Below are 8,583 nucleotides of genomic sequence, written 5' to 3'. Positions count from 1 at the left end.
CCGCCGGGGGGACCTGCCCGCCGCATCTCTCGACACGGTGCTCACCGAAACCGATGAGATCGACGAGGTCCAGGCCATCGGCGTCGCGTACCGGAACCAGGCGCAGGCCGGTGCCGTCCAGGCCGCGATGACCCGACTCGAGATCGGCCACTTCCACTTGGTCCCCGAAGTGACGGCCGCGCTCGAGATGCTGGAGACGTCCGGAGATCTCGGCGACTACGAGACGCTCGTGTTCTACGACCTCGGCAGTTCCGGCCTCACCGTCACCGTCGTCGACCGCACCACCGGGATCGTGCTGAGCACCGCACGCTCGGAGCGGATCAGCGGCGACCTCGTCGACCGGCTGATCTACGACCACCACCTGGAACTGCACCGCTTCACCCCGCCGGCCGACACGGCAGCACGGCTCGCCCTCACCGCCCGGTGCCGCGACGCGAAGGAGCAGCTGTCCACCACCGGCGCGGTGTGCATGCCCGGTGAGGGCGGTCTGCTGCTGCTCTCCCAGGACAGCTTCGAGTCGCTCATCGACGGCCCCGTGAAGACGTCGGCCCGCCTCACCCGTGACGTCATCCGCCGCTCGGGGCGCACCCCCGACGCCGCGGTGCTCATCGGCGGCGGTGCGCATATTCCGCTGGTCACCTCCGTGATGGAGTCCTGGCTGGACGTCCCGGTGATCGTGCCCGCACAGCCCGAACTCGTCGCGGCCGAGGGTGCGGCACTGCTGGCCCGCCCGGCCGCCGGCGTGGTGATGTCCCCGACGCAGGCATCCGCGCCACACGAGACGAGCAACACCGTCGAAACCCGGCACACCGTCGAGAAGACCGCACCACCGCGCACACGTCGGCGTCTCCTTCTCGCCGGCGGTGTCCTCACCGTCGTCGCGGCGATCGGCCTCGGCACCGTCCTGCTGCCGGATTCCGAACGGGACGCACAGCCCACCGCCCCGCCAGAGCCCGCTACGACCGCCGGCCTGACCCCGCCTCCGGAAGCCGCCCCGCCGGTGCTCGACAAGTCGAGGATCCCCGCACCGACCGAGGCGCCCACCACGTACCAGCCGCAGACACAGAATCCGACACAGACCCCTACCACCCCTCAGACGCAGAACAGCGCGCCGGCCGACACATCGGCTCCGCCGCCCCCACCGGAACCAGCCCCCCTCATTCCCGGTCTGCCGCAGTACCAGCTGCCGACACTTCCCCCGCCCCCGCCGCTCCCTCTACCGGAATTGCCCCGAATACTGGGACTCTGAACCCCAGTCCACACCATCGACATGTTCTGACGCTTGGCCCTTGCTCGGCGGCAGGCCTGCGAGCCCCCATCAGCTGTGGTGGACAAGCACGATTATCCTCATTCATGATGTACCGCAACGAGTTACAGATTCCGAGCTGGCTATGGCTCCTCGTCCGACCACGTAGTCCTTGGCGGAAACGCGGCTCTTCGCAGTCGGTAGGGGCGTGATGTTGCCCGACCCGTGCCGTGTCGGTGATCGAAAAAGGGCCCGCGCCCTTGTGAGCTGGGTGTTGTTCAGGCAACCAGATCAGCAAGGAACGCGGGCATACTCCACGGTGGTTCACTGCTGCTCGATCTCGGCGGCGTCGTCGTCGAATCGGTGCGGCGCATCGACGACGGCAGCCGGCTCGGTACCGATCCTCGGTGGGTCGGCGTGTGCCCGCAGTGCGGGGAGAAGTCGGCGCGGTCGAAGGGCCGGGTCACCACCCCGCCCCGCGACGCGCAGGTCGGCCTCGACCTCGAGGGTCAACCGGTTCATGCCCGACGAGACATCGACCGGGCCCGTGACGTGGGCGTCGACTACGCGATGACCCACGACGATTCTGCCCTGCTCGCCCAACTCGACGCGCTCAAGGCGCCGACAGTGCGGACGTGTTCGCCGAACTGATCCGCATCGGTCTGCAGGCGTTGATCGAAGCCGAGGCCACCGAGAAGCTCGGCGCCGGCCGCGACGAGCGCACCGCCACCCGCACCACGCACCGCAACTCAAAGCCGCCGTGGCACAGCAATTTGCGGGTTCGTCATGGCAGCGGTGCCGGGTGCCCTTCATGCGCAACATCCGGGCGGCGGTGGCGACTATGTGGTTGTTGCCGGAAGTTCATCGGGGGTCATGCGGCATCGAGGAGTCGGTCGTGGTCGTCGAGCCGCTGCAGATGCCGTGCAGGTCGGTGCGGGTATAGAGCCACCGGAACGGCGTGGCAGTGGCGTTGTAACACTCCGCGAACCGCGACAAGCGGTCTTCGGCTGCCCCGAGATCGGGGAAGTCATTGGGAGTAAGAACCTTCCGCTGCACCATGGAGAAGTAGATTTCGACCTGATCGAGCCACGACGCATGCACCGGGTATGGACCGTCACCGCATTCGGATACCGCTGCGCCAACCGATCGACCGCGGTGCGAGGAACCGTTGTCGACAATCCAGAACACGCGCCGGGCCGACGCGTACGGCTCGCGTGTCATGACTTGATCGACCAGAGCGGTGAACGGCTCGATACCGGTGGAGGACTCGCACCGGCCGAACACCGTCGCCCGACGCACTGAGCCCGCCCCTCGGGAGTGGACACCCTGACAATGGTTCGTGGAGGAACCAGGAGGGAGGTTCACATGGGACGTCGGTCTCGGTACACGGAGGAGTTCCACCGGGACGCGGTCGCGTTGCCTCGCACAGCCGACGGCACCCGTACCTACGCGGCAGTGGCCTCGGACCTGGGGATCAGCGGCGAGACCCTGCGGACCTGGGTCCGCACGGACAACGCGTCGGGTCAAGGCTCAGCCGCCGATCACGCGGGCTCCTTTCCGAAGGATTCGGTCTGGCTAGGAGGAAGCGAACGGGGTGTCCCGATTACCGGCCGATCCCGTAGTGACGGTCTCGACGACGTTGTGGACGACGCACTTCGGGGTGAGCGGCGCGAACCGGCACTGCTCGTGGAACCACACGTGCTCCCAGTCCACCGCCGGCTCCGGATCGCTGACGGCGGCGAGCGGGACGTCCGTGGCGCTCGCCGCCGGAAACGCGCCGGGCGGCGGAGTGGGGATGACTCCACACTTGCTGGAGCCACCGTCGAGGAAATTGCAGTTGAGGGCGGCACCGAGAAGGCTGGGAATGTCGTCGACACTGCCGGGAGCAGCGTTCGCCGTGGCCGGTACGGCAAGGGTAAGAGCGGTGCAGCCGAACACAGCGGCAACAAGACGCTTCACGAAGACCTCGATTCAGTGAAATAAACCTACCGGTCGGATTGATCGGACAAATCCCCGAAGTGTTACCTCCCTCGCCTCGGAAGCCCTCGACATCCCCGTCGACTCGCTCCTCGGGCGACCCCCGGGGTGGGAACGGTTCTGCCCGCCAACCTGGAGGCACGCCGTCGGCCGGGCTCAGACACTGCGCAGATGACTTCGCGCATACTTCTCGAGGGAGAGCGGAATCTTGGCCTCAGTGCAAGAGATTTCCCAGGGCACCCGCGGCGGCCATGACGGCCGCGGCGAGCTGTTCTTCTCCTGCCGTGAGCTCGAACACGGAGATGCCCACGGCAGCTTGTGTGCCGCCGGGACGACTCGGGACGGCGGCGGAGATGCCGATGGCCGCGGGGATGATTTCGCCTTGCGATAGCGCATAACCGAGGTGGCGTGCCGCGCCGACTTCGGGGCGTTCACCGTCCGTCGGCGGCATCGAGGCCAGGATCGCCAGGCCCGCGGAGCCACGGTCGATCGGATCCACCTGGCCGGGCCGGAATGCGATGTGCATTCTGGATCGTCGCGGCTCGACCACCATCATCGCGCGCACGTCGGACTCCGATTCACGCACCACCAGGTGGGCGGTTGCCTCCACCGTGTCCGCGAGTTCCTCGAGGATCGGCCGCGCGAGGGTACGCAGGTCCTGCTCGACGGAGTCGGCAAGCGTCACGAGCCCGGTGCCGAGCGAGATCCGCTTGCGGTCGTCGCGCCGGCACAATCGGTGCGCCTCGAGCGTGCGGATCAGCCGGTGCGCGACCGTGCGGTGTACGCCGATCCCGTCCGCGATCTCGCTGACCGTCAGTCCGCGTGGATGGGCAGCAAGCAGTTCGAGGATTTCCAGCCCGTGGTGCAGGGTCTTCGACATTCCCGAGTCCGGCTGTACGCGGACGATGTCCGAGTCGGCCGTTCGCTCCGGCCGTGACCCCACCTGTGTCATCACCATGCCTCCCTTGACAGGTGTGAACCGTACCACCTAGCGTATTCTTTAGTCGCACACATAGTGCGATAATAGCACACAGTGGGAATGGTTCAAGTGTCATGACGCCCAGCGATACGGATGTCGACGCGACGGTGCTCGCGCAGCTTCACCAGCTCTACGCTCGGCAGAGCCACCTCATCGACGGTGGCGCGGCCGAGGAGTGGGCGCGGACGTTCACCCCGGACGGGGAGTTCTGTTCGCCCAGTTACCCGGCGCCCGTCGTCGGTGCCGAGGAGCTCACGGCATTCGCCGAGCGGTTCCTCGCGGCCGCGACCGCGGCCGGCGAAGTGCACCGGCATGTGATCACCAACGTCGACGTCGAGCCCGACGACGGGGACACCCTCGCGGTGCGGGCCTATCTGCAGATCGTGGCCACGGTCCGCGGTGGGCAATCGCGCGTGGTGCGTTTCACCACCCTCACCGACCGGGTGGTCCGCCACGACGGCGCCTGGCGGATCGCGCGACGCACCGTCCGTCGCGACGACTTCTGAAAATCCACAAGACCTTTCGTACTTCTTTCGATACCGCTCTCCTGGAGGACCTCGACCATGAATACCGACACCACCGACGCCCAGAACCCGGGCCGCACCGTCACCACCGCGCTGACCACCGTGTACCCGGAAATGGTCGGCAAGGTCGCCGTCGTCACTGGCGCCGCCCGGGGCATGGGCGCTCGATTCACCCAGGGCCTGGCCACCCGCGGCGTACACGTCGTCGCCGCCGACATCGACGACGTGCAGATGAAGGAAACCGCCGAGGAGATCAACGCCGCGCTCGCCACGAATTCCCTGGCGGACCAGCCCGGTACTGTGCTCGGGACACGCGTCGATGTCACGAACGCCGAGGACCACGAGAGCCTCGCGCAGGTGGCGCTGCAGACGTTCGGACGCATCGACTTCTGGGTCAACAACGCGGGCATCTTCCCCTTCGCCCTGGCCGAGGAGATCTCACCCGAGCAGATCGCCGCGACACTCGACGTCAATGTCGAAGGTGTCCTCTTCGGCGCGCAGGCCGCCGCCCGCCACCTGCAGCCCGGTGGGGCGATCGTCAACATGTCGTCGGTGTCGGCGCTCCGGGTCCGCAAGGGCCGCGGCGCCTACTGCACGTCGAAGGCCGCGGTCGCACATCTGACCGAAGCCCTCGCCGTCGAGTTCGGTGACAAGGGCATCCGGGTCAACTCGATCGCTCCCGGCTATATCGACACCGAGATGACGCGGTGGGTGCAGGACGATCCGGCTGCGCTGGCGCACGCCCTCGACGTCGTGCCCCTGCACCGCCTCGGCTCCCCGGAAGAGGTCCTCGGCCCGCTGTTGTTCCTGCTCTCCGACAGCGCCCGCTACGTGACCGGTCACTCCATCGCTGTGGACGGCGGCTCCCGTCATGTCTGAGTCCACCGTCCTCGTCCCGTCGGCCGACCGAGTCACCTCCCGGACCGCCGGACAGGCCGCCGTCGACGGCGGCCCCCCTTCCCATTGCTCGAACGACCGCCCCGGCGCGGAGACAGGGAACGCATTGTCATGACCGACGACACCTGGGACGTTATCGTCATCGGCGGCGGCGGAGCCGGCCTGGCCGCGGCGGTCACCGCGGCCGAACAGGGCGCATCGGTGCTGTTGTTCGAGTCCGAGACCGAACTCGGCGGCTCCACACAGCTCTCGGCCGGTCTGTTCACCGCCGCCGGCACCAGCGTTCAGCGGGGCCTGGGCATCGAGGACTCGGCCGAGAAATTCTTCCAGCACTACATGGATCTCAACCAGTGGATGCTTCAGCCGGGACTGATCCGCACTTTCTGCGAGAACGCCGGACCCACCCTCGAATGGCTGATCGAGCTCGGTGTGCAGATCCCGGCCCGCGAGTCCGCGAACGCACACATGCCCGGACTGTGCCAGGCCGGCGTCGAGGACGTCTGGCGCGGGCACGTGCCCAAGGACCAGGGATACGGCTTGGTCCAGGTCCTCGACAAGGCCCGACGCAGGCACGGTGTCGAGGTGGTCCTGGGCACCCGGGTCCAGAAACTGCTCGTCGAGGACGGCCGCGTCGTCGGTGTGGTCGCGGACGACCTCGACGTCCCGGCTCACGCCGTGGTCGTCGCCTCCGGGGGCTTCGCTCAGGATCCCGAGCTGGTCGACCGCTACTATCCTGTCGCGAACAACGCCGGCGAGTCGCTGTTCGTGGTCGCCGCCCCGGGCAGCCGAGGCGATCACCTCGCGTTCGGTCGTGACGTCGACGCCGCCGTCACCGGCGACGGTTGGGGACTGATGCTCCCGACCGCCTACTTCCAGCGATACCACCACTGGCAGTCCGGCTTCCCGCCGAAGTCGCGGATCCACGTCAACCGGCACGGCCGCCGGTTCATGGACGAGGACGCCTCCTACGCGGTCTCCACCGGCATCATCGAGGCCCAGGACGGCCCGGTGTGGGCGATCTTCGACGAGCGGGCCCGGCTCGGCCTGCCCAGCGGGTACACCGACTGGATCCCCGAGCGCATCGCCGAGGAAGCCGACGCCGGTCGGACGCTGCGAGCGGGCACCCTGGCCGAGCTGGCCGCGCTGCTCGAGGTACCCGCCGACGTGCTGGCCGTCACCGTCGAGCGGTGGAACGCGCAGCTCCCGGCCGGTACCGACGACGACTTCCTGCGCCACCGCACCCTGGCCAACAAGGGCTCGACCGCCGCCCCGGATCCGATCGCGCACGGTCCGTTCTACGCCGTGAGAGTGCTGCCCGCCGAGCTGGTCTGCACGCACGCCGGCCTCGAGATCGACAGCGACGCCGCCGTCGTCGACCGGACCGGATGCCCGATCCCCGGTCTGTTCGCAGCCGGGGAGGCCGGCGCCGGAATCCTCGGACTCCGGTACGTCGGCGGCGGCAACGCCGTCGCCAACGCCCTGACCATGGGCCGGATCGCCGGTCGCAACGCGGCACGCGCCTCCCGCCCCTCGTCCACGCACCCCTCCGTCCTCACCTCTGCCCGCCCCTGACCTCGGGGTCTTCACCCCGGTCCCGCACACCCCAAAGGACGCGCCATGATTGGTGATTCCCCCGTGATTCCCGTCGCGGACGAACCTGCGCACACCCAGTCCCCTCCGAAGAAGCAGTCGACCGCCACGGTCATCCGCGCCGCCGTCGTCGGCACCGTCGTCGAGTACTACGACTTCGGCATCTACGGCTACATGGCCACCACCATCGCCGCACTGTTCTTCGTCTCGGACAACCCCACGGCCGGGCTGCTCGGCACCTTCGCCACGTTCGCCGTCGCGTTCTTCCTCCGGGTGCCCGGTGGAATCTTCTTCGGTCACATCGGAGACAAGTACGGCCGCAAGAACGCCCTGTCGTGGACGATCCTCCTGATGGTGGTGGCCACCGCCGGCATCGGCCTGCTGCCGTCGTACTTCACCCTCGGTCTGTGGGCCACGGCGATCCTCGTCCTGGCCCGCTGCCTGCAGGGCTTCGCCGCGGGTGGGGAGCTGGGCGGTGCCAACGCCTTCGTCTCGGAGTCCGCACCCGCCCGCTGGCGCGGGATGCAGACCTCGATGGTGAACACCGGCACCTACCTCGGCTCGCTGGCGGCCTCGCTGGTCGCGCTCGCCCTGACCTCGGTCTTCGACGACGAGACCGTGCTCGCGTGGGCATGGCGGATCCCGTTCCTGCTCAGCATCGTCATCGGTGTCATCGGGGTGTGGATCCGAACCCAGCTCGAGGACACCCCGGAATTCGAAGAACTCGCAGAAAGCGGCGAGACGAAGAAGCTCCCGATCCGGGAACTGCTGGCCACTTCCCGCGGCAGCGTCGTGAAAATCATCTTCCTCGGCGCCCTGATCACCGGCGGCTACTACATCGCCTCCGTCTACGCCGCCACGTACCTCAAGACCACCGGCGGCCACACCTCGCAGGTCGCGTTCCTGTCCACCTCCCTGGCCCTGGTGCTCGGTGTCATCACCCTTCCCCTCGCCGGCTGGGCCTCCGACAGGTGGGGCCGCAAGCCGGTGCTGTTCACCGGCAGCTTCGCCGCCATCGTCCTCGGCGTCCCGATGTTCATGATGATGGCGGGCGGCAGCATCTGGCAGGCCGTGGTGGGCCAGTCGGTCCTGTTCATCTGCGTCTCCGTGGTCAACGGGGCGTCGTACGTCACGTACGTCGAGATGCTCAAGACCTCGGTGCGCTACACCGGACTCGCGTTCGGCAACAACGTCACCAACATGGTCCTCGGTGGCACCGCCCCGTTCATCGCGACCTACCTGATCGCCCTCACGGGTAATCCCCTCGCCCCCGCCGGGTATTTCGTGCTCACGGCGGTCCTCACCTTCGTCACGGTCTTCTTCGTCACGGAGACCAAGGGCTGCGAACTGAAGACCGACTGACCCAGACA

Annotated in this window: 8 protein-coding genes and 2 pseudogenes; 8 read left to right on the top strand and 2 right to left on the bottom strand. The window is 67.9% G+C overall.

Features of this window, described 5'->3' with window-relative positions:
- From OEY_RS0122030 to OEY_RS30600, 3 genes and pseudogenes are all read left to right on the top strand, one after another.
- Positions 1–1,249: Hsp70 family protein (locus OEY_RS0122030; RefSeq protein WP_010595931.1), on the top strand; the 1,249-nt coding region annotated here is incomplete at its 5' end.
- A gap of 259 nt (positions 1,250–1,508) precedes the next feature.
- Positions 1,509–1,747: pseudogene (locus OEY_RS31250) on the top strand (ISL3 family transposase); the annotation flags it as partial.
- Between the two features lie 69 nt (positions 1,748–1,816).
- Positions 1,817–1,995 (top strand): annotated as a pseudogene (locus tag OEY_RS30600) (transposase); the annotation flags it as partial.
- Positions 1,996–2,107: 112 nt separating this feature from the next.
- On the opposite strand, the gene OEY_RS0122020 reads toward OEY_RS30600, so the two are convergent.
- A complete protein-coding gene (locus OEY_RS0122020) occupies positions 2,108–2,545 on the bottom strand; it encodes a hypothetical protein (protein WP_010595929.1) in 438 nt (145 codons plus the stop codon).
- A 66-nt stretch (positions 2,546–2,611) separates the two neighbouring features.
- Between OEY_RS0122020 and OEY_RS31415 the strand changes: the two genes are divergently transcribed.
- The gene (locus tag OEY_RS31415) at positions 2,612–3,229 is read left to right on the top strand and encodes a transposase (protein ID WP_272942271.1); all 618 of its coding nucleotides are present in this window, start codon (positions 2,612–2,614) and stop codon (positions 3,227–3,229) included.
- A 208-nt stretch (positions 3,230–3,437) separates the two neighbouring features.
- Here OEY_RS31415 and OEY_RS0122010 read toward each other — a convergent pair whose 3' ends face one another.
- Positions 3,438–4,181: an IclR family transcriptional regulator gene (locus OEY_RS0122010; RefSeq protein ID WP_010595927.1), complete on the bottom strand. Its 744-nt coding sequence runs from the start codon at positions 4,179–4,181 to the stop codon at positions 3,438–3,440.
- Positions 4,182–4,276: 95 nt separating this feature from the next.
- Between OEY_RS0122010 and OEY_RS0122005 the strand changes: the two genes are divergently transcribed.
- The 4 genes from OEY_RS0122005 to OEY_RS0121990 all read left to right on the top strand — a co-directional run bounded on the left by OEY_RS0122005 (position 4,277) and on the right by OEY_RS0121990 (position 8,575).
- Positions 4,277–4,708: a nuclear transport factor 2 family protein gene (locus OEY_RS0122005; protein ID WP_010595926.1), complete on the top strand. Its 432-nt coding sequence runs from the start codon at positions 4,277–4,279 to the stop codon at positions 4,706–4,708.
- A gap of 57 nt (positions 4,709–4,765) precedes the next feature.
- The gene (locus tag OEY_RS0122000) at positions 4,766–5,605 is read left to right on the top strand and encodes an SDR family NAD(P)-dependent oxidoreductase (RefSeq protein WP_010595925.1); all 840 of its coding nucleotides are present in this window, start codon (positions 4,766–4,768) and stop codon (positions 5,603–5,605) included.
- A 129-nt stretch (positions 5,606–5,734) separates the two neighbouring features.
- Positions 5,735–7,195, top strand: coding sequence for an FAD-dependent oxidoreductase (locus OEY_RS0121995; RefSeq protein ID WP_010595924.1), 1,461 nt, complete (start codon positions 5,735–5,737; stop codon positions 7,193–7,195).
- Positions 7,196–7,240: 45 nt separating this feature from the next.
- Positions 7,241–8,575 (top strand): MFS transporter, encoded by a 1,335-nt coding sequence (locus OEY_RS0121990; protein WP_048773853.1) that lies wholly within the window; start codon positions 7,241–7,243, stop codon positions 8,573–8,575.
- Positions 8,576–8,583: the final 8 nt, after the last annotated feature.

Source organism: Rhodococcus sp. P14 (assembly GCF_000256505.1).
In the GTDB taxonomy this organism is placed as follows: Bacteria; Actinomycetota; Actinomycetes; order Mycobacteriales; family Mycobacteriaceae; genus Rhodococcus; species Rhodococcus ruber.
This window is presented reverse-complemented; position numbering and strand designations above follow the sequence as displayed.